At 71.4% G+C, this 23,767-nt stretch carries 20 protein-coding genes; 3 read left to right on the top strand and 17 right to left on the bottom strand.

Annotation, left to right across the window (positions count from 1 at the left end; genetic code table 11):
* Positions 1–86: 86 nt before the first annotated feature.
* From ACFUNE_RS24440 to ACFUNE_RS24430, 3 genes are all read right to left on the bottom strand, one after another.
* On the bottom strand, positions 87–704 hold the full coding sequence (locus ACFUNE_RS24440; protein ID WP_383571872.1) for a TOPRIM nucleotidyl transferase/hydrolase domain-containing protein: 618 nt from the start codon (positions 702–704) through the stop codon (positions 87–89).
* Positions 705–857: 153 nt separating this feature from the next.
* Entirely contained in the window at positions 858–2,555 is a 1,698-nt protein-coding gene (locus tag ACFUNE_RS24435; protein ID WP_383571869.1) for an adenine deaminase C-terminal domain-containing protein, read from the bottom strand.
* A gap of 11 nt (positions 2,556–2,566) precedes the next feature.
* Positions 2,567–3,895: an NCS2 family permease gene (locus ACFUNE_RS24430; RefSeq protein ID WP_383571866.1), complete on the bottom strand. Its 1,329-nt coding sequence runs from the start codon at positions 3,893–3,895 to the stop codon at positions 2,567–2,569.
* Between the two features lie 109 nt (positions 3,896–4,004).
* On the opposite strand from ACFUNE_RS24430, the gene ACFUNE_RS24425 reads away from it, so the two are divergent.
* On the top strand, positions 4,005–4,988 hold the full coding sequence (locus ACFUNE_RS24425; protein WP_383571863.1) for a LacI family DNA-binding transcriptional regulator: 984 nt from the start codon (positions 4,005–4,007) through the stop codon (positions 4,986–4,988).
* 21 nt (positions 4,989–5,009) lie between these two features.
* Here the strand turns inward: ACFUNE_RS24425 and ACFUNE_RS24420 are convergent, their stop codons facing one another.
* The 8 genes from ACFUNE_RS24420 to ACFUNE_RS24385 form a co-directional block, all read right to left on the bottom strand.
* On the bottom strand, positions 5,010–6,179 hold the full coding sequence (locus ACFUNE_RS24420) for a hypothetical protein (protein ID WP_383571860.1): 1,170 nt from the start codon (positions 6,177–6,179) through the stop codon (positions 5,010–5,012).
* A 122-nt stretch (positions 6,180–6,301) separates the two neighbouring features.
* A complete protein-coding gene (locus ACFUNE_RS24415; protein WP_383571857.1) occupies positions 6,302–7,336 on the bottom strand; it encodes a 2-hydroxyacid dehydrogenase in 1,035 nt (344 codons plus the stop codon).
* Positions 7,333–7,956 (bottom strand): histidine phosphatase family protein, encoded by a 624-nt coding sequence (locus ACFUNE_RS24410; protein ID WP_383571854.1) that lies wholly within the window; start codon positions 7,954–7,956, stop codon positions 7,333–7,335. The genes ACFUNE_RS24415 and ACFUNE_RS24410 overlap by 4 nt, the downstream gene beginning before the upstream one ends.
* On the bottom strand, positions 7,953–9,449 hold the full coding sequence (locus ACFUNE_RS24405) for an FGGY-family carbohydrate kinase (RefSeq protein WP_383571851.1): 1,497 nt from the start codon (positions 9,447–9,449) through the stop codon (positions 7,953–7,955). The genes ACFUNE_RS24410 and ACFUNE_RS24405 overlap by 4 nt, the downstream gene beginning before the upstream one ends.
* Complete coding sequence (locus tag ACFUNE_RS24400; RefSeq protein ID WP_383571848.1) at positions 9,446–10,951, bottom strand: FGGY family carbohydrate kinase; 1,506 nt, start codon at positions 10,949–10,951, stop codon at positions 9,446–9,448. Before ACFUNE_RS24400 ends, ACFUNE_RS24405 begins: the two co-directional genes overlap by 4 nt.
* 4 nt (positions 10,952–10,955) lie before the next feature.
* The gene (locus ACFUNE_RS24395) at positions 10,956–12,206 is read right to left on the bottom strand and encodes a sugar ABC transporter permease (RefSeq protein ID WP_383571845.1); all 1,251 of its coding nucleotides are present in this window, start codon (positions 12,204–12,206) and stop codon (positions 10,956–10,958) included.
* Positions 12,203–13,033 carry an ATP-binding cassette domain-containing protein gene (locus ACFUNE_RS24390; protein WP_383571842.1) on the bottom strand — a complete coding sequence of 277 codons (831 nt, stop codon included), beginning with the start codon at positions 13,031–13,033 and terminating at the stop codon, positions 12,203–12,205. The genes ACFUNE_RS24395 and ACFUNE_RS24390 overlap by 4 nt, the downstream gene beginning before the upstream one ends.
* A gap of 32 nt (positions 13,034–13,065) precedes the next feature.
* Positions 13,066–14,136, bottom strand: coding sequence for a sugar ABC transporter substrate-binding protein (locus tag ACFUNE_RS24385; protein ID WP_383571839.1), 1,071 nt, complete (start codon positions 14,134–14,136; stop codon positions 13,066–13,068).
* Positions 14,137–14,462: 326 nt separating this feature from the next.
* Here ACFUNE_RS24385 and ACFUNE_RS24380 point away from each other — a divergent pair, with 326 nt between their 5' ends.
* A complete protein-coding gene (locus ACFUNE_RS24380) occupies positions 14,463–15,272 on the top strand; it encodes a DeoR/GlpR family DNA-binding transcription regulator (protein WP_383572290.1) in 810 nt (269 codons plus the stop codon).
* A gap of 291 nt (positions 15,273–15,563) precedes the next feature.
* On the opposite strand, the gene ACFUNE_RS24375 is transcribed toward ACFUNE_RS24380, so the two are convergent.
* The 4 genes from ACFUNE_RS24375 to ACFUNE_RS24360 all read right to left on the bottom strand — a co-directional run bounded on the left by ACFUNE_RS24375 (position 15,564) and on the right by ACFUNE_RS24360 (position 18,723).
* The gene (locus tag ACFUNE_RS24375) at positions 15,564–16,031 is read right to left on the bottom strand and encodes a hypothetical protein (RefSeq protein WP_383571836.1); all 468 of its coding nucleotides are present in this window, start codon (positions 16,029–16,031) and stop codon (positions 15,564–15,566) included.
* 175 nt (positions 16,032–16,206) lie between these two features.
* Positions 16,207–16,779 carry a VOC family protein gene (locus tag ACFUNE_RS24370; RefSeq protein ID WP_383571834.1) on the bottom strand — a complete coding sequence of 191 codons (573 nt, stop codon included), beginning with the start codon at positions 16,777–16,779 and terminating at the stop codon, positions 16,207–16,209.
* Between the two features lie 142 nt (positions 16,780–16,921).
* On the bottom strand, positions 16,922–17,770 hold the full coding sequence (locus tag ACFUNE_RS24365) for a fumarylacetoacetate hydrolase family protein (protein ID WP_383571831.1): 849 nt from the start codon (positions 17,768–17,770) through the stop codon (positions 16,922–16,924).
* Positions 17,771–18,243: 473 nt separating this feature from the next.
* On the bottom strand, positions 18,244–18,723 hold the full coding sequence (locus ACFUNE_RS24360) for an Lrp/AsnC family transcriptional regulator (RefSeq protein WP_383571828.1): 480 nt from the start codon (positions 18,721–18,723) through the stop codon (positions 18,244–18,246).
* A 275-nt stretch (positions 18,724–18,998) separates the two neighbouring features.
* Here ACFUNE_RS24360 and ACFUNE_RS24355 point away from each other — a divergent pair, with 275 nt between their 5' ends.
* Positions 18,999–21,326, top strand: coding sequence for a pyruvate dehydrogenase (locus ACFUNE_RS24355; RefSeq protein WP_383571825.1), 2,328 nt, complete (start codon positions 18,999–19,001; stop codon positions 21,324–21,326).
* A 95-nt stretch (positions 21,327–21,421) separates the two neighbouring features.
* Here ACFUNE_RS24355 and ACFUNE_RS24350 read toward each other — a convergent pair whose 3' ends face one another.
* Both ACFUNE_RS24350 and ACFUNE_RS24345 read right to left on the bottom strand, forming a co-directional pair.
* The gene (locus ACFUNE_RS24350) at positions 21,422–22,612 is read right to left on the bottom strand and encodes an amidohydrolase family protein (RefSeq protein ID WP_383571821.1); all 1,191 of its coding nucleotides are present in this window, start codon (positions 22,610–22,612) and stop codon (positions 21,422–21,424) included.
* A gap of 386 nt (positions 22,613–22,998) precedes the next feature.
* Positions 22,999–23,673 (bottom strand): GntR family transcriptional regulator, encoded by a 675-nt coding sequence (locus tag ACFUNE_RS24345; RefSeq protein WP_383571818.1) that lies wholly within the window; start codon positions 23,671–23,673, stop codon positions 22,999–23,001.
* Positions 23,674–23,767 lie beyond the last annotated feature (94 nt).

Below are 23,767 nucleotides of genomic sequence, written 5' to 3'. Positions count from 1 at the left end.
GTACGACCGGGGCGGTCCCGGTCGCCCCTCTCGGCGCGCACGTCGGCTGCACCGGTCCGGCGGCCCGAATCGGCACGGCCCCGGTGTCAGAGACAGGCGAGCAGGCTGTCCAGCGGGGCGGGTACGCGGTGGGAAGCCAGCGCCTCGACCAGGACGTGTCCGTACCGGATCTTGCGACCCTTCTTCGTACCGAGGAAACGCCGCAACTGCTGCTCGGGCGCCCGGCCCTGCTGCGCCGGCTGGTTCAGGAAGGTCTGCAGGGGGCGCAGGTCCCCCTCCTCCCGGACCAGCTCCTTCACCCGCGTCACGCCCAGTGCGCGGATGAGCTCGTCCTCCAGATCCGCCGCGCAGACGAAGAAGCCCTGCCGCGCCGCACCGGCTCGCTCCAGGCCGCGGTCGAAGAAGCGCCACTCGTTCTCGTCGCACAGCCCGGTGAGGCCGAGGCCCAGGCCGGGGGGTCCGAGGAGGTGGCTGTAGCGTCCGATGTTCATCGCGCCGCCCATCGGCAGGACACAGACCCCTTCGGCCGCCAGGTCCCGGCCGCGGGCGGCTGCCAGCGCGTCGACCGCTGCGACGTCGCTCGGGCCTTCGAGCAGGACGGCTGTCCGGACGGACAGCCGGGCGGCCAGTTCGCGCGCGGGGTCACCGGGCCCACCAGCCGCCCACGCCGCGACCGACTCCCGGAACGTACCCATGTCAGACACGGGACGAGTCTCCGCGCCTCCGGGCCGCCACGCCAGAGAATATTCACGGCCCGCGGCGCTGTCCGGTCAGGGACGCCGGACCCTCGGCGTCCTGGAGCCCCAGGCGTCCCGGGATTCACCGGGGTCCAGGGGCCGCCCGGGCCGCCGGAACTGTCAGTGGCACCCGTCCAGGACCTGCGCGGTCCAGTCGCGGGCGAGGACGTCCACCAGGCCCAGGTCGGTGATCTTCATGGTGGGGGAGACGGCCAGAGTGAGCGTCGAGACGCTCATGAACGGGTTGCGGTGTCGCCAGCCCCACGCGCCGAGCTCGTCCCGCACCCGCCGGGAGGCGTCGGCGACCTCGGCCGTCGGCGCCGTCGACATGACGCCGCCGACGGCCAGCGGCAGCCGGGCGGTGACGGCGCCGTCGCGGGCGACGGCCACGCCGCCGTCGTCCTCCAGTACGGCCCCGGCGGCTGCCCGCATGGAGCGGCGCGTGGTGCCGAGGGTGACGAGGTTGTGGCTGTCGTGCGCGTACGTGGTGGTGACCGCCCCGTCGCCGAGGTCCATGCCGGTCACCGGCACGCAGGCCGTGTGGTCGCGGCCGTGCCGGTTGCGCACCCAGCACAGCGCGGTGCGGCCCTCCCACTCGACCTCGCCGCCGGTCACGTCCAGTTCGATCTCGGTCGGCTCGGTGTACGTGTCGACCGGGTTGACGCGCAGGGCCCGGAAGCGGTGGCGCCCGTCCGGCAGATGCACCCGCCACCTGTACTCGTCGTCCGGGAGCCCTGGCACGTGGACGGAGCCGGCGAAGGGGTGGTCGCCCGGGTGCGGTTCCTCGTACACCGGCTGCCCGCCTGCCGCGACGAGCCGGCCGCCCGCGATGACGGAGTCGACGGCGAAGTCCTCCAGGGGCCCTTCGAGCAGCACGAGGTCGGCGCGCTTGCCCGGCGCGACGACACCCCGGTCGGGCAGCCGAAGCCGCTGGGCGGGCGTCCAGGTCAGCGCGCGCAGCGTGTCGAGCGCGGGCAGCCCGGCCGCCACGGCCGTACGGGCGATGTGATCCAGGTGCCCCTTCGCGGTGATGTGGTCGGCCGCCAGGTCGTCGGTGACGAGGCAGACGGGCGGCAGCTGCGGCAGGGCGGTGAGGGCCCGGACGACCTCGGGCTCCAGGCACTTCTCCTGGAGCATGACGGTCATGCCGAGACGGGCCTTCTCGACCACGACCGCGGGGGTGTTCTTGGTGTGGTCGGAGTCGATGCCGGTGGCCATGTACCGGCTGAGCTCCTCTCCGGTGAGGCCGGGGCAGTGTCCGTCGAGGATCGCGCCCCGGTCCCGCGCGGTCGCGATGATGGAGTGCATCCGCTTGTCGCCGGAGACCACCGCGCGGTAGTCCATGACCTCGGCGAGCGCCCGTACGCCGTCCCAGCGCAGCAGTTCGTCGACGTCGGCGGCGTCCAGATGGGCGCCGGAGTGCTCGAAGCCGGCGAGAGCGGGTACGCAGGACGGCACACCCCAGAGCTGTGTCTGCGGGGTGGACCGCCCGGCGTCGATCATCCATCGCATCGCCGCGCGCCCGGCGACGTTGACGATCTCGTGCGGGTCCGCCAGCACGGTGGTGGTGCCGCGCGGCAGCGTCAGCCACGCGAACGCGGCCGGGGTGAGGAAGGAGCTCTCGACGTGCATGTGCGCGTCGAGGAACCCCGGGACGATGAGCCGTCCGGTGGCGTCGATCAGGCGGGCGGCCTCGCCCCCGGTACCCGGCGGCACCACCCCGCTGATGACCTCGCCGGTGACGAGGACGTCAGCGGTGAAGACCTCGCCGGTGAAGACGGAGACGACACTGCCCCCGAAGATGCGGACGTCGTGCACGAGATTTCCGATCAGTGGATGGAGTTGTAGAAGAAGTAGCCGAGGAAGGGCAGCAGGACCCACATCCCGACGTGGATGTCCTTGAAGCGCCCGGCCGCGGCCTTGATCAGCACGTACGAGGTGAGACCGGCGGCGATGCCGGTGCCGAAGTTGCCCCAGAAGAGCGTGCAGGCGACGGTGAGCGCCGCGGGGAGGGCGTCGGTGAGGTCGGACATGTCGACCTTGCGCAGCCCGGCGAGCATCGACAGGCCGATGAACATCAGCACCGGGGCGGTCGCCGCTTCCGGGATCATGGTCGCGACCGGCGTGAAGAGCAGCAGCAGGGCGAACAGTCCGCCGGTGACGACCGAGGTCAGGCCCGTACGGCCACCGCTGTCGGAGCCCGCCGCCGACTCCAGGTACGTCGTCACGCTCGGACCGCCCATGGCCGAACCGCCGATCACACTGACCGAGTCGACGAGGAACGGCTTGTTGACGTCCTGCATCTGCCCCTGGTCGTCGGTGAGTCCGATCCGCTCGCCCACAGCCATCACGACGCCCGTGGTGGAGAAGAACTCGGCGGCGAAGAGGGCGAACAGGTAGGGCAGGTAGTGCGGTTCGAGCGCGCCCCACAGGTCGATGTCGAATGCCACCGGGCCCATGCTTCCGGGGGCCTCGAAGAGGGAGTCGGGAACCTCGGCGACACCGAGGGGGATCGCCGCGACGGTCAGTACCGCGATGGCGATCAACAGTGTGCCCGGCACCTTGCGGGAGGACAGTGCGGCGATCAGGACCAGGCCCGCGAGCGCCAGCAGCGCGGCCGCGGATCCGAGGTCGCCGAGCTCGAGCCCCTTCCTGCCGACCCCGATGAGACCGGCCGAGCGGAAGCCCAGCATCGCGATGTAGAGGCCGATGGCGGGCCCGATCGCCAGCCGTACGCAGTCCGGGATGATGCGGGTGACGAGCTGGCGGATGCCGAGCAGGGTCAGCACCAGGAACGCCACGCCGGACCAGAAGACCATGCCCATGGCCACCGGGTACGGCACCTTCTCCTGCCCGATGAGGGTGACCGCCACCAGCGCCACGCCGCCGAGCCCGGGGGCGAGGACGAACGGCAGGTTGGCGTAGAGCCCCATGAAGAGGGTCGCGAGCACCACCGTCACGATCACCCCGGTGGTCGCTGCCGCGTGCGGCACCCCGGCGCCGGCGAGCATCCCGGGGACCACGACGACCACGTAGGCCGAGGCGAGGAACATGCTCACACCGGCGAGCAGTTCCGTGCGGACGGTGGTTCCCCGCTCACTCAACCGGAAGAACCGGTCCACCCTCGGGACGCTCCGCGCGCTCGTATCGGTCGCCATCGCCGCTCCTCATCAATGCAATCGCTTGCAGCATGCGTTTGCACGGTAGGGTACGGACCGGCCCAGGCAGATGTAAAGCCGCGGGGAACGAAGCAGAGGAGGGGCCGCGATGGCGAGGCTCGAGGACGTAGCCCGGGAGGCCGGGGTGTCGGCGTCCACCGTGTCCCGGGCGCTGAGCCGGCCCGACATGGTCTCGGCGGCCACCCGCACCCGGGTGGTGGCCGTGGCCGAGAGGCTCGGCTACCGCCACAACTCCGCGGCCCGCGCGCTGGTCACCGGCCGGACCGGGCTGCTCGCCTTCAGCGTGCCCTCCCTTGCCAACCCCTTCTACGCGCCTGTCATCGCCGGCGCCCAGGAGGCCGCGGAGGAGGCCGGCTGCGAGCTGATCGTGGTGGTGACCAACGGGTCGCCCGCGCGTGAGCGGGCACTTTTCGACCGGCTGGCCCAGCGCGTCGACGGCTTCGCGGCCGCAGCCCCGCTCTCTCCGAGCCCGCTGTTGACGGAGGTCGCCGGCCGGCTGCCGCTGGTCACCCTCAACCGCCGCGTCCGCGGCGTCAGTTCCGTCGTGATCGACACCCCGTCGGGACTGGGCGAACTGGGCGCCCACCTGTCCGGCCTCGGCCACCGCCGGATCGCCTACCTGGGCGGCCCCGAGGGCTCATGGCTCGACCCGCGGCGGCTGCGCGGCCTGCGCGAGGCCGCCCCCGACTGCGAGGTGCTCGCTCTGGGACCCCACCCGCCGGAGTTCGAGGCCGGCGTCCGCGCCGCGGATGCGGTCCTCGACTCGGACTGCACGGCGGTCGTCGCCTACAGCAGCACTCTGCTCCTCGGCCTGCTGCACCGTATGACCATGCTGGGTGTGACCACCCCCGGGGACGTCAGCCTGGCCTGCGCGGACGACCTGTCCGCGGCCGGCCTGGCGATGCCGGACGTCACGGCGCTGCACGTGCCGGCCGCTGAGGCGGGGCGGCGCGCGGTGGAGCGTCTCCTGCACCTGGTCTCCACCGGGGCCGAAGGGGCCGGCCACCAGCTGCTGCCCGTCGAGCTGCGCGCCCGGGCGTCGACGGGGCGGCCGCCCGAGCCCCGGGGCTGACGGTCCGGTGGCGGGGCGATGTCAGCCGAGTGGGGCGAACGGGCCCGGGGTGTCGCCCGTCCAGCGGTGCAGACGGATCGCCCCTTCCTGCTCGGGGACGCCGTCCTCCTCCACGGCGCGGCCCTCCGCCACGTAGTAGCGTCCGTCGCCCAACGCGTCGAACCCGTAGCTGCCGTGGAACTCCCAGCCGCGGATCCCGGTCGCCTCGTCGCGCAGGCCGGCCTCGCGGAGGACGAGGAGACGGCCCGTCTCCGGCGCGGCCTGCCCCTCTATCTCGCCGCGCACCGGCGCGGCCGAGCCGTCGACGGTGAAGAGGGAGTAGTTGGGGAACCCCTCCTTCTTGCCCTTGTAGACCGCCATGATCCAGTTCCTGGTGTACGGGTCGTACTGGAGGTTCTGCACGCCGTAGGTCGTGTTGCCGGTACGGACGAAGAACTTGCCGTCGGGGTGCGCGGGGCCACTGTGGTGCGGGGCGTCCTGGGAGAGCGGTCGCGCGTACCTGCCCCAGGTGCTGATGTCGTAGTCCAGGATCACCTGGTAGTCGTTGTCCGTCCGGCCGGTGTGGGAGTAGACGCCGTACGCGACCTTCAGCGTCTGCTTGCCGTCGCGCCTGCCGAACCCGGGGCCGAACGACACGCCGTCGATACCGCTGCACCCGTACCGGTGGTCGGCGGTGTCGGCGGTGTCGCCGTCGAAGACACCGTCGCCGTCCATGTCCGCGGTGAAGTCCTCGGCCACCTCGTCGAGATGGACCGCGGTCATGACGCCGTCCCGCTCGGCGTCCATCCCCACCCGGTCGATCCCGCGGGCGTCGAAGACCGCGATGTAGAACGATTCCGCCGCCTTGTACTCGAGCGATCCGTAGACCCTGCCGTCCCGTTCGTCGACGTCGATGTCACCGAGGTGACCGGTGAGCCCCTCGACGGTGCCGAGGACCTTGCCGCCGAGGTCGGTCTTGACCAGCACCTGGGTGAACGACCAGTAGACGGAACCGCGTCGGCGGTCCACGGTCACGCCCTGCAGATGGCTGGTCGGCCAGGCGCCGCCGTACACCGTGGAGGGCAGCCCGGGCATCCGGTTGCCGCCGGCCCCTTCGGCGGCGACGCCGGGGGAGGGGACGGCAAGGAGGAGGACCGGGACGCTGATCCCGGCCACGAGTACGGTTCGGAACGTCCTGAGCTTGCCTCGCACGTGGTTTCCTTTCCACGAGAGCGTGAGCCGTGACCCACCGGACCGCCCCACGCCGTCCACCACGGGGCGAGCAGGGGGCGAACGGGTGGTGACCGAGCCGGGAGAGAGCCGTCGTGTGCCGGTCAGGGCCAGGTCCGCAGCACCTCCGGGTTCGCGCAGTGGGCCGGTTCCCTGCCGGCCAGGAACCGGGCGACCTCACCGGCCACGAGGGCGGACGCGTTGTGGGCGGTCTGTTTGCTGGCTCCGGCCAGATGCGGGGTCATGACGACGTTGGGGGTACGCCGCAGCCGCGACCCGGCCGGGAGCGGTTCCTCCGGGAAGACGTCGAAGGCTGCGCCGAAGAGCCGCCCCTCGTCCAGGGCGTCGCAGACGGCGTCGTAGTCGACCAGGGAACCGCGGGCACAGTTCACGAGTACGCCGCCGGGAGGCATGAGCCCGATCAGCTCGCGGGAGAGCAGCCCCTCGCTCCTGGGGGTGGCACGGGCGTGCACGGTGACGAACGAGGAGCGCCGCATCAGTTCGGGGAGGTCCACCCGGAGTGCCGGGGCCGTGTCGGCCTCACCGAGGTACGGATCGGAGACCAGGACACGGGCGCCGAAACCCTGGACGATGCGGGCCACCCGGGAGCCGATGGCGCCGTATCCCACGATGCCGACCGTGCTGCCCTCCAGCTCGGGTCCCACGCTGTCGTAGCGGTAGTAGTCGCCCCGCCAGACTCCTTCGGTGAGGTCCTGGTTGGTGGCGGGGACCCGGCGGGTGGCCGCCAGCATCAGGGCGACCGTGTGCTCCGCCGTGGCGGTGGCGTTGCGGCCGGGCGCGAAGGTGACCGCGACACCGTGCCGGGTGGCCGCCGCGAGATTGGCGTTGACCGGGCCGCCCCGGCCGACGCAGAAGAGACGGAGCCCGGGGCTCTCCGCCAGGACGCGTTCCGTCAGCGGCGCCATCTGGGTGACGCAGATGTCCGCACCGTGCAGGGCCTCGATGAGCTGGTCCTCGGTGCCGGAGGCCTCGTGGACCTCGGCCACCGCGCCGAAGGGCTCGACGGGCCAGGGCAGGGTGAGTTCGCGGAAGACCGCCTCGGGTGCGACGGGCCGGATGCGGTCGGTGAGCAGCGAGTTGCGGACGAAGTGGTCGCCGGCCGCGAGGATCGTGGTCACTCGGAGACTCCCGGGGTCACGTGCTGGTTCAGCGCCAGCAACGAGGGTGTGCCGTCGCGGAGGACGAGTTCGTTGACGGCGCAGTTGGCCAGGTGGGGGAAGACGCGGCGGTAGTCCCGCAGCGGAATCCCCAGCAGTCGGCAGAGGGCGAGCCGGATCGCGGTGGAGTGCGCCACGACGAGCACGCGGCCCTCCTGGTGTCCGGCCCGCAGGCCGCCGAGGACGTCGGCGTACCGTTCGCCGGCGGCGACCGGATCCTCGCCCTCCGGGAAGTGGCTCCCCACCGGGTCGGCCTCGAACGCCTTGAGAACGCCGGGCAGGTGCTCCCGCAGCTCGGCGCGGGTCATTCCCTCGGCGACACCGAAGTCCAGTTCGCGCAGCTGCGGTTCGAGCACGAGTGGCAGACCCGCCCGGTCCGCGCACCCTTCCGCGGTCTCCCGGCAGCGTCGCATCGGGGAGGACCACACCGCCGTGAGATCCGCCCGGCCCGCCCACGACGCGAGGCCGGCCGCCTGGGCGCGGCCGTGCTCGGAGAGTTCGATGTCGCTGACTCCGGCGTAGCGGTTCTCCTCGTGCCAGACGCTCTCCCCGTGCCGGACGAGGAAGACATGGAGGCTCATGGTGCGGTCCCTTCTCGTGCGTGGTCCGCGACGGTCCCGGACAGCCAGCCGCGCCGGACCAGCAGACCGAGCAGCCGGGCGTAACCCTCGTCGTGCGCGGACCGATGGGAGGGCCGCGGCTCCAGGACCCGGTCGGGCAGCACCATCGCGGCGGCGGCACGGTCCAGCCCTCCCAGGCCCCCGCAGGCGCCTGCGGCGAGCACGGCCATGCCGAGCGCGGGCTGGGCATGGCGGGGCAGGGAGACGGGCCGCTGCAGTACGTCGGCGCGCAGCTGGTTCCACACGGGGTTGCGGGTCGCGCCCCCGGTGAGGACGACGGCCCCGTCGGTGGGGGCGCCGAGCAGGTCCACGTAGTCGAAGCAGAGGCGTTCGAGGTACGCGACGCCCTGCATCAGTGCCGCGAAGTCCTCGGCGCGGCCGACCGGTTCCCGGCTGCTGAACGCGACGGCGTCCGGGGCGACGAAGGGGAACCGCTCCCCGGGCGAGACCAGCGGATAGCGCAGCAGCCCGGTGGGCAGCAGGGGCTCCGCCTCGTCGGTCAGCCGGCCCAGATCGGCGCCGGCGAACTCCCGGGCGACCAGGCCCGCACCGGTGCTGGAGGCACCGCCGGGCAGCCAGTGGCCGGAGGGCGAGCGGTGGGAGTAGACGACGCCGCCCGGGTCATGCAGCAGGTCCGCCGTGACGCCCTTGAGGACGAGCGTGGTGCCCAGGACCGAGTTCCAGCTGCCGACCGCGGTGGCCCCGGAGCCCAGTTGGGCCGCACAGCCGTCGGTCATCCCGGCGACCACGAGCGTGCCCGGGACGAGCCCGCACTCCGCCGCGGCTCCGGCGCAGACCTCACCGATCGGGGTGCCGGGCAGCACCAGGCCGGGCAGGACCCCGGAGGGAATCCCCAACGCGGCGAAGACGTGTTCGGGCCAGGTCACCGTCGCGGCGTCGGCCCCGGACTTGAGGGCGTTGCTGGTGTCCGTGGGCACCTCGTGCCCGACGAGCCTGCGGTTGATCACGTCACTCTGATGGGCGAGGCGCCAGCCTTCCGCCGCCGCGTGCGGATACCGGTCGAGCAGCCAGCGGAGCTTGGGGAGCCCCCAGGAGCGCTGCATCCGGCGGTAGCCCGCCCTGGCCCACTGATGTTCACCGAGCGCGTTGACCTGCTCGGCCTCCACGGCGGCGCGGCCGTCGTCGTACATCAGGCCGGGGGTGACGCACGTGCCGTGCCGGTCGGTCAGGGTGAGGGTCCCGGAGGTCGCGTCGACAGCCAGGGCCCGGATACGACGCGGGTCGGCGCCCGCGGCGCAGGCCTGCCCGACGGCCGAGCAGACCGCACGCCACCACTGCTCCGGGTCCTGCTCATGGCGTTCGCCCCGCCGGTGACTGGTCAATGGAGACCGCCCCGTGCCGAGCAGCCGGCCGTCCGAGGTCACGGCGACCGCACGGACCCCCTGAGTGCCCAGGTCGACGCCCAGCCACAGGTCCGGGCCGGCGCCGGTCATGCGCCGGCCCCGTCGGCGATGCCGCCGCGGCCGAGCGCCCAGATCGGGCGGTGCAGCTCCCGCAGCCGCAGGAACTCCGCATAGCGGTGCCCCAGCGCCCCGCCCTTGGCGGGGTCCGGCTCGCAGGTGGCGGAGATCCGCACGTGCCGTGCCGCCGCGGTGGCGAAGTCCGGTTCGCGGCCGGTCGCGACCATGCCGGTCAGCCAGGCGCCGCGGGCCCCGGTCTCCGTGTCGGCGGGGATCGCCACCGGCAGGCCGACGACGTCCGCGATCAGCCGCGTCCAGTACGCGCTCCGGGCACCGCCGCCGCTGAGCGTCAACAACTCCGGGGTGGCCTCGGAGGCGGCGAGGCAGTCGCGGATCGCCATGGTGACACCCTCCACCACCGCGCGGGCCACGTCCTCCCGGCCGCTGTCCAGGGACAGACCGGAGAGGGAACCGCGGGCGCCCGGGTCGAAGAACGGGGCACGCTCGCCGGCCGAGGAGACGTACGGCAGGAACCGCACCCCGGCCGTGTCCTCGGCGCCGCGCTCGGCCAGCGCCATCAGATCGGTGGCCGAGGAGAGCCCGAGGAGTCGTGCGCCCCAGTGCAGCATGTCGCCACCGCTCATGGTGGGGAAGGCGCGCAGATAGTGCCCGGGGACGCCCAGGGCGACGGTGATGCCCACGGGTTCGCCGGTGAGCACGGAGCCGGCGGAGTCGGTGACGATCTCGGTCGACAGCGTGGTGCCGAGCACGGTGCAGGCACGGCCGGCGCTGACCGCGCCGGAGCCGATGGCGGTGGCACAGATGTCGTAGGGCGCAAGCACCACCGGGATGCCCGGCGGCAGTCCTGTCTCGGCGGTGGCCGTGGTGCTGAGCGCCGTCACACGGTGGTCGTCGTCCCGCAGCGGGGGCAGCAGGTCACGGGCCCACTCCACGCCGTAGAGATCGAACAGCTCCTCGGACCACGTGCGCCGGCCGATGTCCAGGAAGGGCGCCGACGCCTCGGACTCGTCCACGGCCGCCTCTCCGGTGAGCTTCAGGAAGAGCCAGCCGCCGCAGGTCAGCAGGGAGTGGGCGCGGCGCGTCCGCTCCGGGTCGTGCTGCCGCATCCAGGCCAGTACGGCATTGGGCATGCCGGCGGACAGCCGGGAGCCGCAGATCCTGAAGGCCTGCTCCAGGGTGCCGTCGCGCTCCCATCCGGTGACCAGGCCGGAGGCCCGGCCATCGTTCCACAGCACGGCGGGGCCGGTGGGGCGGCCCCGGTCGTCGACGAGCCACGCGCCGTCGCCCTGCCCGGTGACGGCGACCAGCTCGGGCGGCTCGGGCAGCGCGGCCACGACCTCCCGGACGGCGGAGGCGACCGCCTCCCAGACCTCGTCCATGTCCTGCTCCGCACGGCCTGGCCGGGGCCGCAGCACCCGGGTCGGACGATGACTTACCGTCAGTTCCATACCGTCGGAGCCGTATCCGACCACTTTGACCGTGGTGGTGCCGGCATCGATCGCCAGCGACGTCATGCCCTCAGCCCCTTCCGTGCGACTGCCGCGAGCGGCGGGCGGCGGAGTCCAGGGCGACGGCGACCAGCAGCACGCAGCCCGTGATGACGAAGCGGTACGAGGAATCGAGATTGAGCAGGGTGAGCCCGCTGGAGATCGACTGGATGACGAGGACGCCGAGCAGCGCGGCGAAGGCGGAACCGCGGCCGCCGAAGAGACTGGTCCCCCCGATCACCGCGGCGGCGATGGCGTTGAGGTTCACGTCCGCCGTGCCCGTGCTCTGGTTCGCCGCCGCCAGACGGGCGGCGGCCAGGACCCCACCGGTCGCGGCGAGCGTGGAGCACATGACGAACGCGGCGGTGTACCGGGCGCGTACGTCGATACCGGCTCTGCGGGCCGCCTCCGCGTTGCCGCCCACCGCGTACAGGGACCTGCCGAACCCGGTCCGGGTGAGGACGTAGTGGAGGATCAGGACCAGGGCGGCGAAGAGCACGAACATCCACGGCACACCGCGGGTGCGGTTCAGGTAGTACACCGCGAACAGCAGCGCCGCCGCCAGCGCGGAGGACTGCACCGCCAGCCACCGCGGCGAGACGGACGACAGTCCGGCGCGGCGGCGGCTGCGGGCACGGACCCGGCCGAGGGCGAGGAAGCCGCCGGCCGCCAGGAGCATGAGGGCGTAGGCCGCCGCCTCGGGGACGAACCACACCTGGGCGAACCTCACCAGGGCGGAGTCGTACGGCAGGTTGATGGCGTTCTCGCCGCGCAGCAGCCAGAGCTGGGCGCCGAGGAAGGCCAGCAGGCCGCCCAGGGTGACGACGAAGCTGGGAACACCGAAACGGTTGAGCGCCTGCCCGTAGATCCAGCCGATCAGCGCGCCGAAGCCCGTCGCCGCCAGGATGGCCAGCCACACCGACTGCTCGTGACGGACCATCACCACGCCTGTGACCGCGGCGGCGACACCGCTCACGGAGCCGACCGAAAGGTCGATCTGGCCGACCAGCAGGACGCACACGATGCCGAGCGCGATCACCCCCAGGGGCACCATGTCGAAGGCGAGGTTGACCAGGTTGGTGCTGGACAGGAAGGTCCGGTTCAGCGACTGGAAGATCGTCCAGATCACCACGACACCGGCGACGACCGGCAGCATGCCCACGTCGCCCGCCCGGGCCCTGCGGACCGTACCGAGAACGCTGTCGCGGAAGCCGTGCCGCGCCGCAGCAGGCTCGTCCTGCGGGTCGGTGGCCGCCGCCACCGGGGAACCGAGAGAGGTCACGGAGCTCCTCCCTCCTTCCTGGATGTGGCAGCGCGGCGCGCGGCGCGCTGCGAGACGGCGTTGTCGGCGGCCCCGGTGATGGCGGCGACGACCTCTTCGGAGGAGACCTCCCGGGCGTCGAACACACCGTTGTTGCGGCCGAGTCTGAGCACGGCCACCCGGTCGGCGACCGCCCGGACGTCCTCCATGTTGTGGCTGATCATGACGGTGCCGAGCCCGTTGTCCTTGAGCCGTTCGATGAGGTTGAGCACCTCGGCCGTCTGTGCGACGCCGAGGGCTGCCGTCGGCTCGTCGAGCAGGACGACCTCGGGCCGGCCGAGCAGCGCCCGGGCGATCGCCACCGTCTGCCGCTGGCCGCCGGAGAGAGCGGCCACCGGGACGTCGAGCGTGGGAATCCTGGCCCGCAGTTCGCGCAGCAGTTCCCAGGACCGCTTCTCCATGGCGACGTCGTCCAGCATCCATGGCCGGAGCTCCTGGCCCAGGAAGAGATTCGCCTTGACGTCGAGGTTCTCGCACAGCGCCAGGTCCTGGTACACCGTCGCGATGCCCAGCGCGTGCGCGGCGCCGGGGGAGTCGAACGTGACGTCCTCGCCGTGGAAGGAGATCGTCCCCGTGTCAGGGGCGTGGACGCCGGAGAGGATCTTCACGAGAGTGGACTTGCCGGCGCCGTTGTCCCCGACCACGGCGACCACCTCACCGGCCGCGACATCGAGGTCGACCCCGCTGAGCGCGGCGACCGCGCCGAACTGCTTGCTCACCCCCCTCAGCGACAGCACGACCGCCCCGTCGGTACCAGGGGGCGTACGGGGGATCGCAGGGCTGGTCATGGGCAACCTCCTCGCTCGGGCACGGGACGCCGCTACCGGATGCCAATGCGCCGGCAGTCGTCGGCGTACACGCGGGTGCAGACGTCCTCGGTCTTGAGCACCCCCTCAGGGCCGAAGACGACCTCCTTGAGGTTCTCCCGCGTCACCACAGTCGGTTCGAACAGCCGTGAAGGCGTATCGAAGAGCGTCGAGTCCGCCGTGGGTTTCTCACCCTCCATCAGCTGGTGGGCGGCCTCCGCCGCCGCTTCCGCGACCGTCCTGATGGGCTTGGAGATCGTGTTGTACTGGTCGCCCGACACGACGCGCTGGATCGCAGCCAGCTCGGCGTCGTTGCCGGTGACCGGCGGGACCTTCACCTCGGCACCCTTGAAGGCCGCGATCGCCCCGCCACCGGTTCCGTCGTTGGCGGCCACCACACCCACGATGTGGTCGGAGTGCTGGGCGATCTGCCCGCTCACCCACTGCTGGGCCTTCTCCGGTGACCAGTCCGGGGTGTCGTACTCGGCGAGCACGTCGAACCCGCTGTCGTCGACGGCCGTGTGGATGCCCTGCTTGATCAGCCCGGCAGCGGCGTCGGTCGGAGAGCCGTTGACCTGGAGCAGGCCGCCCTTCGCGCCCTTCTTCTCGAGGTGGCCGACCAGCGACCGGCCGATGGCTTCGCCGATCGCCTCGTTGTCGAACGAGATGTAGAAGTCCGCGGGTTTGTCGGACACCGGTCGGTCGTAAGCGATCACCTTGACGCCCTGGGAATGGGCGGTCTGCACGATGGTGGACGCCGAATCGGAGTCGACCGGATCCAGCACGATCACCTTGGCACCCTGCGCCATCGCCGAGTTGGCCTGCTGCTGCTGCAACGCGGCGTCACTGTCGGCGTTCTGGTAGATGACCTTGCATTCCTTGCAGAGCGCCCCCATGCGCTTCCTGAAGAGCGGGGCGTCGTAGCGCTCGTACCGGGTGGAGGCGAGGTCAGGCATCAGGAACGCGACCTTGCCCGTGCCGCCGCCCCCGTCGTCGGAACCGGTCGCGCCGGGTTCCTCCGCGCACGATACGAGCGTGCCGAGGGCGAGGATGCCGAGGAGAGCGAGACGTGCCGGTCTTCTCATGTTCCACTCCTTGCTCATGGGCACTGAAGGCAACGCTCAGGAAACTCAGATGTTTCATTTGTGTCAACGGGCCGCAGTAATTGAACAATTGCCGTAGCGCTACTCCAGCCTTCGATGTTCGCTCGGCGTGCGAGCAGCCCGATTCGGGATGGAGGGTGCGGCTGCGGGCGATCCTTCCGGAGGGCAACTGCGGAGGCGGCGGGCGCGCTGAAGGCCTCACCGGAAGGAGTGACGCACGAGGTAAACGGGGTCAGGTCCGGGGATGTTCACTTCACAGAAAATGAACAGGAGCCTTCATGGGAGCAGAGGACCGCCAGCCGGCCGACATGAGCGGCAGGAAGCCCCGCGAACGGCGGGAACGGATCAAGGGCCGTGTCGTGGACAGGGGGTTCGTCCGGATCGAGCAGCTGGCCGACGAGCTGGGCGTGACCACCATGACCATCCGCCGGGACCTCGACTACCTGCAGGACCGGGGCTGGCTGAGAAAGGTCCGCGGCGGCGCGACCGCTCAGCCCTCGACCGCCTTCCACGGCGATGTCCGCCACCGCGCCCGCGCCATGACGGCGGAGAAGGACGCCATCGCCCGCGCCGCGCTGCCCCTGGTCAAGCCCGGGCAGGCGGTCGTCGTCGACGACAGCACGACGGCTCTGGCGCTCACGCGCCTCCTGGTCCGGCACGCCCCGTTGACCGTCATCACCAACTTCGGTCCCGTCACCCAGACGCTGGCAGGCAGCCCCGGGATCGAGCTCATCTCCCTGGGCGGCACCTACTACCCCGCCTACGACGCCTTCCTCGGGCTGCGCACCGTCGACGCCGTTGCCAGTCTCAGCGCCGACACGCTCTTCGCCTCCACGACCGCCATCACCCGCGGCCACTGCTACCACCAGTCGCAGGAGACGGTGGCGGTCAAGCGGGCCCTCATGGAGGCCTGCGCACGCAAGGTCCTTCTCGTCGACCACACGAAGTTCCGCCGACGCGGCCTCTACCAACTGGCCCCCGTGAGCGCCTTCGACCTCGTCATCGTCGACTCCGGCATCCCCGCCTTCGACCTCGACGCCCTCCAGACCGACGGTGTCGAGGTGCTCGTGGCCCGCCCGGCACCGCCCGCCGCCGCGGCCGACCCGGGGCGCCGGTAGCCGGGGCCGACCGGGCCCCCGGTGTGGTGACTTCTCGGACAGCGCGCTGCGTGCACACCGGTCGATCCCGCTCATCCCGTGACGGGGTGAGGGTGAAGCCGGGCCGTTCGTCCAGGGCGACGGCCCCGGTCCGCCATTCCCGAACCGAGCGGCTCCAGGGTTCGATCGCCGTCGCACGCGGCTGACGGGCCCGGGCGCAGGGCGTCCGTCGGCCCACCGGCCCGGTCTGTTCACGCGCACCTCGTGGTACGCGCGAACAGCCCGCACTCGACACGGCTCTCTCTCCAGCCGTCACACGGAGAGCGCGCCTGCGTCGTTCGAGGCGAGGCGCGCGTACGCGCGACGCACCTCGGGCACCAGACGGGCGGCGGCCGTCGCGTCGGTGTGGTCCGACTTGAGGCCCAGGATGTTCCCGTTGCGCCGATCCTCGGGTACGTGCTCGCCTCGCGCGGTGATGAGCGCGTGGAAGTGCGGATGGTTCTCGCCGAAGACGAGCAGGTAGGTCGCCGGTGCACCCGTCACCTCGGTGACCGCGGCGACAAGGTCCCGTGCACGACGGGCGAACGAGGCCAGCTCCGCCTCGTCGAGCCCGGTGATGCGTTCGGCGTGCCGGCGCACCCGCAGGACGAACCAGCCGGGTACGTCGTAACCGGGCACCACGTGTCCCGACCACAGGGGGTCGCGGAAGACGACGGAGGTCTCTTCACTCTGTTCCAGGCCGCACATGAAGCAGTCGGCGTGGTGGGTGGATGCGTTCAAGGGGTCCCTCGGAACGGATAGGGGTGGGCGGCGGGGCAACGCGCCTTGACCGCCGGGCGGCGGGCCGATGGGGTGCCGGCCCCGCCCCCGGCACCCCGTGGAGGAGATGGTGCTCGCGGATCACCGGGGGGTGGTGAGCCGCAGGCACGGGCCCTCACCACCGCACGGTCACCGGTCAGGCGGCCCCGGTGAGGACCAGCATCGGGTCGGGCAGGTCGCTCTCGAGAGCCCAGGAGCGGTTGATCAGGCTCTCGACGGGCGCGCCGGAGCGGCGAGCGGCGAGCAGGGCCTCAGGGTCGAAGGCAGGGCCGACCGCGTCGGTGCCGTACTCCGGTCCGTTCATGTAGGCGGTGGCTTCCTCGGGGTCGGCGAAGTTGTCGATCTGCATCTCGACGAAGCTGCCGTCCGGGTCCCTGTAGTACATGGACGTGGTGACGCCGTGCGCGATGCACACCGCGGGCGTGACGTCCTTCTCGCGCAGCAGTTCGTAGCGGGCGAGGAGGTCGTCGAGGTGGCTGAAGGTGTAGGCGACGTGGTGGGCACCGGCCGTCGTGGGCGTCTTGCGCTCCAGAGGCACCGGAGGCGTGAGGAGGGCGACGCGGTGGTGTTCCTCGTCGTAGGTGATGAAGCACAGGTTGTCGTTCTGAAACACCACGTGGCCGTCGAGAACAGCGCAGTACCAGTCCCGCATCGCGGCGGGATTGCTGGTCTGGAAGACGACGTGCGCGAACTTGGGTGTCGTGGTCATTCGATCCTCCTCGATCGAATCTGCGGGGAGTGCACCCGGGGCGGGTTTTCCGCCTGCCGGGAGAACCGCGCCCGCACTATCAGGATGGACTGGGCAGCGTGGTTGTGCGCATACGGGAGATCGGTGGCAGGCGGGGGCCGTCTCAGGGCCGCGCGACGAAGCGCTGGCGCAGTTCGCCGATTCCCTCGATCGTGCTGACCAGCTCGTCATCGTGGGCGAGCCAGCGCTGAGGGTCGCGAGCGAGGCCGACACCGGCCGGGGTTCCGGTGAAGACCACGTCCCCGGGCATCAGGGGGACCACGGCGGACAGCCGGGCGATCAGCTCGGGGACGGGGAAGATCAGGTCGCTGGTGCGGCTCTTCTGGACCTCCTCGCCGTTCACCGTGCAGCGCAGACCGAGGTCGTCGGGGTCGTCGAACTCGTCCGGTGTGACCAGCCACGGCCCTATGGGCGCAAAGCCGGGGAAGGACTTTCCGAGGCTGAACTGAGGTGCCGGTCCTTCGAGTTGTGTGATGCGCTCGGAGATGTCCTGACCGACGGAGAGGCCGGCCACGTGGTCCCACGCGGTGTCGGAGGAGATGCGATGCGCGTGCGTGCCGATGACGACGACGAGCTCGATCTCCCAGTCGGTGTGGCCCCCGGGCGGTAGCTGCACCTCGGTGACGGGTCCGGTGATGCTGGAGGCGAACTTCGTGAAGACCGGCGGCATGGTGTCGGGCAACGCGAAGCCGGATTCCGCGGCGTGGTCACGGTAGTTGAGGCCGGCGGCGACGATCTGGCGCGGGGCCGGGGTGGGAGCGCCCAGACGGCCGGGTTCGAATGCGGTTCCTTCGGGCAGCCGGGCCTGCGCCGCCCACCTGCGGAACTCCGTCCACCGTTCGTAGACGGCTTGCGGGTCCGCTGCGAAGCGGCCGTCGCTGGCCGTCTCGACGTCGACCGCCAGGCCGTCGACGAGGAGTGCCAGGCGGCCGGAGAGGTTGGCGATGCGCACGAAGTGGCTCCTGTGTTCTCGGTGCGGTGGTGGTCGGTCGGCTCGGACAAGGGGGGTGATCCTGTGGTCGATCCCGAGGAGCGCTTTGCCGTACACCGCGTAGCTGACGGCGGCGGCGGGGACCACGTGGCGGGCGGGGACCGCGGAGTGGCGCCGGATCCGTCGCGTCCTTCTCCTTCCGGCTCGGCGCACGGACACGATGGGTCTGCGCGGGTGACATCCCGACCGCACGGCGGAAGGGCCTCGGCAGCGGTGCGGCCGTGTCCGCGCGGCTCGCGGCGCTGCTCCACCGTAGATCGCTATATGTGATAACAGCAAGCAGCTGGGCGGGAAAACTTTTTCCGGCGCCGTCACCTGCCGGGCCCTCCGGCCCTCCGGCCCTCCGGCCCTCCCGTCCGAGCGCACGGCGGTTGCTGTACGCGTGCCGTCCGGGCGGCGGGGCCTGGCGGCGGGGCGGAGCGGGCCGCCCGTGATCAGCGAGCGGCGGTTCGACGCAGCAGTGGAGCGAGCCGGTAGGGGACCATCTGACGCATGACGAGTGCCGTACTGGTGCGTTCCACCCAGGGGATGTCGAGGATGTGGCCGGCGACGCGGTACAGGTCCTCGGCGTCGGTCGCGACCACGTGCACGAGCAGGTCGGTGTCACCGCTCAGCCCGTGTACCTGGAGGACCTCGGGGATCGCCGCGAGCGCCTTCGCGACCTCGTCCAGCCGGCGCTGGGAGACCTGGGCGGTCACGAACGCGGTGAGCGGATACCCGAGAGACCCGGGATCGACGCGCCGCTCGAAGGACTTCACGGCCCCGCTGCGGTCGAGTGCCGCCAGACGCGACTGGACGGTGTTGCGGCTCAGTCCGCTCGCTTCGGCGAGTGCCACGGCGCTGGCACGAGGATGAGCGGAGAGAGCCAGGAGCAGGCGCGCATCGGTGGGGTCGATCCGCTCGTGGTTGGGCACAGTGCGCACCTTCCGGGGCTGAGAGGGCGAGTGGTTGGGCATTCTGCGCAACTTCACCGCAGGTTCTTGTGCACCATCCTGTCCCGGTGGTCTCCTCGTCCGCAACGATCCCGCCCCTGGCAGCACGCCGCCGACCGTGATCCGGTCGTGAGCCGGCCGGACGTGTGCCCGGGCACCGCCGGTGTGCTCCCGACGCCGCACGTTCTCCCTCTTCCCAGCAGGGCCGCACGTCTGTCCGTCAGATGTGCCGAGCACACAAGGAGACCCGTTTCGTCATGACCGTCGCACCTGCCGCCTCTCAGCGTTCCACGGCCGCCGCCCTCGATGTGCTGAGCGAGATCGAGGACCGTGTGCTCTGGCTGTCCAGCGCGATCGTGCACCACGCCAACCGGGTGCGCCCCAACCCGTCGGGGCTCAAGGTGGGCGGCCACCAGGCCTCGTGTGCCTCCATGGTGTCCATCATGACCACCTTGTGGTTCCGTCATCTTCGCCCCGAGGACCGCGTCTCGGTGAAGCCGCACGCCTCACCGGTCCTGCACGCGATCAACCACCTGCTCGGCGAGCTGGACGCCTCCTACCTGTCCACCCTGCGCGCCTTCGGCGGTCTGCAGAGCTACCCGAGCCGCTCGAAGGACCCCGATCCGGTCGACTACTCCACCGGATCGGTGGGTATCGGCGCCACCGCCACGATCTGGGGCGCTCTGGCCCGCCGCTACGCCGGCAGGGGTTCCGAAGGCGGTGCCGCCGGTCGTCAGTACGCGTTGGTGGGGGACGCTGAGCTGGACGAGGGTGCGGTGTGGGAGGCGGTACTGGACCCGCAGGTCGCCGAACTCGGTGAACTGGTGTGGATCGTGGACCTGAACAGGCAATCCCTGGACCGCGTCGTGCCGCACATGGCCGCCGGCCGTCTGCACGGCATGTTCGCCGCGGCCGGATGGCAGGTGCTCACACTCAAGTACGGCACACTGCTGGAGCAACTGTTCGCACGCCCCGGCGGGGACACGCTCCGCGCCCGTATCGACGACATGTCCAATGCGGAGTACCAGCGACTGCTGCGCTGCACGGCGGACGAGTTGCGTGACCGGCTGCCCGGCACCGGGTCCGGTGCTCCGGCGATCACCGGGCTCCTCGGCGACGTGGACGACACCACGTTGATGGAGTCGGTACGCAATCTGGGCGGTCATGACCTGGCAGCCCTCGACACCGCGCTCTCCGAGGTTGAGGACCACCGGCCCACGGTGATTTTTGCGTACACGGTCAAGGGGCACGGCCTGCCCAACCAGGGGCACCCGCAGAATCACTCCTCTCTGCTGACGGAGCAGCAGATGCGTGAGCTCGCCGACGAGGTGGGCGCCGATCCCGACCATCCCTGGGAAGGCCTGGCCGCCGACTCGGAGGCGGCCCGTCTGTGCGCCGAGGCCGCAGCTCGGCTGCGCCGCGACAGCGTTCCCACGGCTGCGCCGCCCGTCGTCCCGACGGACATCGGCCGTACCCCTGTCGGTGTGGCAACGACTCAGGCCGCCCTGGGCCGGGTACTGCTCGACCTGACCCGCACCGCCCCGGAGGCGGCGCGGAGGGTGGTGACGGTCAGCCCGGACGTCAGCTCGTCGACCAACCTGGGCGGCTGGGTCAACAAGGTCGGTGTCTGGTCGCCGACCGAGCGGGTGGACTGGTTCGCCGACGACGCCGAGACCATCCTGCACTGGCGGGAGCGGCCGACCGGCCAGCACATCGAACTGGGCATCGCCGAGACCAACCTGGTCGGTCTGCTGGGAGAACTCGGTTCGACCTGGAGCCGCTGGGGTGAGCCCCTGCTGCCCATCGGCGTGCTGTACGACCCGTTCGTCCAGCGTGCCCTGGAACCCTGGTCCTTCGGTATCTACGCCGGCGGGCAGTCGATCCTGGTGGGCACTCCCTCCGGCGTCACCCTCGCGCCGGAGGGCGGTGCTCACCAGTCCATCACCACCCCGTCCCTCGGCATCGAACAGCCTGGCTGCACCACATGGGAGCCGGCGTTCGCCCTCGACACCGAGTGGACGCTGCTGGCGGCCCTGTCCCGTCTCGGCCGGCCCGACGGCGGATCCGCCTACCTCAGGCTGTCCACCCGCCCCGTCGACCAGACTCTCGCCGATGTCCCCACCGATCCGGCGGCCCGGGAACGTCGCCGTCGTCAGGTCGTCGCCGGCGCCTATCCCCTGCGCCGGCAGGAGGGCGCGCAGGTCACCATCGCCGCCATGGGAGCCGTGGTGGGTGAGGCGCTGGCCGCAGCGGAGCGCCTGCGGCACATCGGCGTTCCGGCCGACGTCGTCTGTGTGACCAGCCCAGGGCTCCTCTACCAGGCGCTCGACGCTCGCGCCGGACACTGCGACGCCCCCGACTGGATCCTGGACCAGGTCTTCCCCGCGGAGCGCGCCACACCGCTGGTCACCGTCCTGGACGGACACCCGCACACCCTCGCGTTCCTGGCGTCCGTCCACCATGTGCCGGTCCGGAGGCTCGGAGTCACCGGCTTCGGTCAGTCCGGCTCGATCGAGGAGGTCTACCGCCACCACCGGATCGACACCGACAGCATCGTCCGTGCCGCACTGGACCTCACCGAGTGAACGACCCCGCCCGGGGGCCGCGTCGATTCGGCTCACACGTCTCCCGGCCGGCCCTCCGGCCGGGAGACGTGCTGGTCGTGGCGGTCAGGCGCCGGTCACGTGGCGGGGGAGTACTCGATACCGCCGGCCCAGACACGCTGGATGTTGCGGGTCGTCCGGATGTCGGCGAGCGGGTCGCCGTCGATCAGGAGGAGATCGGCGCGATACCCGGGGAGGATGACGCCGCGGTCGCGCAGTCCGAATGACCGGGCGGGCAGGCTGGTCGCGGCTCGCAGTGCCTCCAGGGCGGTGAGCCCCGCCCCGACCAGCAGTTCCAGTTCGTGGTGGAGGCTCACGCCGAACTCCGGCTGCACGGGTATGCCGGGAGTGTGATTGGCATCCGTGCCCACCAGGATCCGCGCGCCCGCCCGGTGCAGCGCGGCAACGCTGCCCTCGGCGGCCGCGTAGTCCCAACCAGGGACGCCGAGGCCGGCGAAGCCTTCCATCATCGTCAGGGTGGGTACGGCGACCGTGCCGCCCGCGGCGTACCGTGCCGCGACCGCCGGGGACAGCGGGCTGTCGAGCGGCACATGGTGAACCATGTCGACGTCCGCGGCCAGGGCCTGCTCGATGGTGGCCGCGGTGGTCGCGTGGGCCATGACGAGCCTGCCGGCGGAGTGCGCCGCGCTCGTCAGGGCCCTGACGGTCTCCGGCGAGAGTCCCGGTACATCGATGATGACCTTGATGTAGTCCGACCCTTCGGCGATCCGGGCCCGCACGAACGGGAGGGCCTGCTCCGGACCGGTCACGACCCCGTTCGCCGGGAAGGTCGGCAGCCGGCTCTGAGGGCTTCCGGGCGCGACGGCCGGAGTGCCCGCACTGCGGATGTCGGTCAGGCCGGGGCGCCGGCGCAGCGCATCGATGACGGAGGGCGGAAAGCACGCCATGTCCAGGCCGGTCGTCACACCGAACCGGGCCAGTTGCTGCAGGGTGCTCACGTCCTGCAGGTGGAGGTGTGCGTCGATCAGTCCGGGAAGCAGGACCGCTCCCTTGCAGTCGATCCTGCGCGCACCGAAGGCGCTGACTCCGATGCGCCCGTTCTCGATGACGACGGTGCGCGGCGTGGTCAGTTCGTTGCCGTCGAACACCCGGACGTTGGTCAACGCGACCTTGCCGCCGAAGCGGGAGGTGCTCTCGCGGGCCTGCGCGGTACCGGGTGCGGCAAGCGCCTGCACACCTGCTGCGGCGACTCCGGCTGCCGCGGCCGTCTTGAGGAAACCGCGCCGGTTCTTGTCATTGATGCACATCGTCGTGCCTCTCTTCCAGGCGAGTGCTGAAGGTGAAGTGGCATGCCGACCGGCTCACGGGCGCCGGGACGCCGGTCGTCGGCGGGGCATGGTGCGATCACTGCCGGGAGCCGTACGGGCCCGAGTGGGCCGGTCACGGGAGGGCAGTCGAACAACGGCGCCGGGCGGTGCGGTTCGGCGGCGTCGGACCTAGTGGCCGGTGGCCGGTAGGCCAGATCTGAAGGTATCCGCTATATGTGATAACAGCAACCCTCCGGGGCCGTTCTGTCACTGGCCGCTGATCCTCAGGGGTGGCCGCCTCGACCACGGCGAGCGCTCTGCCGTCCGGCTGTCAGCCGGGTCCACCAGCCGCGTCGGCGCAGCCCCCTCCCGCACCGCGCGGGTGCTCAGGAAAGAGCCGAGATGGCGATCTTCTCGTTCCGGGCGAGATGCTGCTCGACAGCGGCGGCAGCCGTCGCGGGGTCGCGGGTGCGGAAGGCCGCCACGAGAGCGGTGTGGGCTTCCCCGCGCCGTTCGTGTTCGGCAGGATCGGGGTCGAGCTGACCGAAGCCGATGCGGATGTAGCGTTCACCCGCACGCCAGAGCGTGGTGAGGATCCGGATGTCCCACGCCGTCGCGGCGGGCGCCAGCAGCGCGAGGTGGAAGTCGTGATGGTCGTCGTAGATGTCGGCCATCCCGTGGTCCCTGGCACCGAAGTCGGCGGCCAGTTCGCCGAGGCGGTCGAACTCCTCGTCCGTCAGGAGACCGCACGAACGCCGGGCGATCTCCGGTTCCAGGGCGCGCCGCAGGCGGTAGATCCCGTGGAGGTCGTCGAGATCGAGCGGGGTGACGACAGCACTGCGGCCGGGCCGCATGATGACCAGGCCCTCGCTCTCCAGACTCCGCAGGGCCTCGCGCACCGGAATGAAGCTGATGTCGAGCATGCCGGCCAGTTCGCGCAGCGAGTACTCAGCGCCGGGAGCCAGTGAGCCCGCCAGGATCGCTCGGCGCAGTTCGTCGGTGGCCTGCTCCACGACGGACCGTGACGTGATGGGCTGGACAGCCCCTCGGGGTGTCGCCACGGTGTATCCCTCACTTCGGCCGTCCGGTATCGATATCAACTATAGCGATGCCCCGGTGTGCGGAAACCGCTTCCTGGCAGGATCCACACAGCTG

This window comes from Streptomyces sp. NPDC057287, from assembly GCF_042667905.1.
In the GTDB taxonomy this organism is placed as follows: domain Bacteria; phylum Actinomycetota; class Actinomycetes; order Streptomycetales; family Streptomycetaceae; genus Streptomyces.
Note: the sequence above shows the minus strand (reverse complement) of the source record. Positions and strands in the feature narration are given on the sequence as shown.

What these genes read in the sequence shown, in the direction of transcription:
- ACFUNE_RS24430 (WP_383571866.1), bottom strand. Translation starts at nt 3,895, where the DNA reads ATGGCGACCGATACGAGCGCGCGGAGCGTCCCGAGGGTGGACCGGTTC.
- ACFUNE_RS24425 (WP_383571863.1), top strand. Translation starts at nt 4,005, where the DNA reads ATGGCGAGGCTCGAGGACGTAGCCCGGGAGGCCGGGGTGTCGGCGTCC.
- ACFUNE_RS24410 (WP_383571854.1), bottom strand. Translation starts at nt 7,956, where the DNA reads ATGAGCCTCCATGTCTTCCTCGTCCGGCACGGGGAGAGCGTCTGGCAC.
- ACFUNE_RS24405 (WP_383571851.1), bottom strand. Translation starts at nt 9,449, where the DNA reads ATGACCGGCGCCGGCCCGGACCTGTGGCTGGGCGTCGACCTGGGCACT.
- ACFUNE_RS24400 (WP_383571848.1), bottom strand. Translation starts at nt 10,951, where the DNA reads ATGACGTCGCTGGCGATCGATGCCGGCACCACCACGGTCAAAGTGGTC.
- ACFUNE_RS24390 (WP_383571842.1), bottom strand. Translation starts at nt 13,033, where the DNA reads ATGACCAGCCCTGCGATCCCCCGTACGCCCCCTGGTACCGACGGGGCG.
- ACFUNE_RS24385 (WP_383571839.1), bottom strand. Translation starts at nt 14,136, where the DNA reads ATGAGAAGACCGGCACGTCTCGCTCTCCTCGGCATCCTCGCCCTCGGC.
- ACFUNE_RS24380 (WP_383572290.1), top strand. Translation starts at nt 14,463, where the DNA reads ATGAGCGGCAGGAAGCCCCGCGAACGGCGGGAACGGATCAAGGGCCGT.
- ACFUNE_RS24370 (WP_383571834.1), bottom strand. Translation starts at nt 16,779, where the DNA reads ATGACCACGACACCCAAGTTCGCGCACGTCGTCTTCCAGACCAGCAAT.
- ACFUNE_RS24355 (WP_383571825.1), top strand. Translation starts at nt 18,999, where the DNA reads ATGACCGTCGCACCTGCCGCCTCTCAGCGTTCCACGGCCGCCGCCCTC.
- ACFUNE_RS24350 (WP_383571821.1), bottom strand. Translation starts at nt 22,612, where the DNA reads ATGTGCATCAATGACAAGAACCGGCGCGGTTTCCTCAAGACGGCCGCG.